General features: G+C 76.2%; 1 protein-coding gene. It reads right to left on the bottom strand.

The features are described 5' to 3' along the window. Positions 1-49 precede the first annotated feature (49 nt). A partial coding sequence (locus tag AC2W7M_RS27245) for a P1 family peptidase (protein WP_486136371.1) occupies positions 50-496 on the bottom strand: 447 nt, incomplete at its 5' end.

Below are 496 nucleotides of genomic sequence, written 5' to 3'. Positions count from 1 at the left end.
CGCCGCGCGGGGCGGCGGGGGGCAGGTGGGGTCATCGGGGAGGCTCCGGTCAGGACTCAGGCGCCCGGGACGGGCGCGCCGAACAGGTCGCGCCAGGCGAGCTGGGCATCGGAAAGGGCAGGCGGGTCGCGGCATAGATCCCCGCGCGCGCGGCGCGGGCGAGCACCAGGCTCGCCACCGCGCCGATCACCGCGAGGTCCGCCAGCGGCGCCTCCAGCGGACGATGGCCGGTGGCGAGCGCGAACACGCAGTCCCCGTCGAGCGGCGTGTGGATGGGGAACAGCGACAGCGCGAGCCCAGCCTGCGCCATCACGGCGAGGCGGTCGGTCTGGATCGGGTTCAGCACCGCGTCGGTGGCGACGACGGCGATGGTGGTGGCCATGCGGCTCGCCCGCGATTTCAGCGGCGGCGCCACCGCCTCGTCGGGAAAGCGGGCCGGCAGTCCGAGGCCGCCGAACTCGCCGCCCCGCTCATAGGGCGCGGCGCGGAAATGCGC

Source organism: Xanthobacter sp. BG11Y11_SDJG (assembly GCF_057364445.1).
This window is presented reverse-complemented; position numbering and strand designations above follow the sequence as displayed.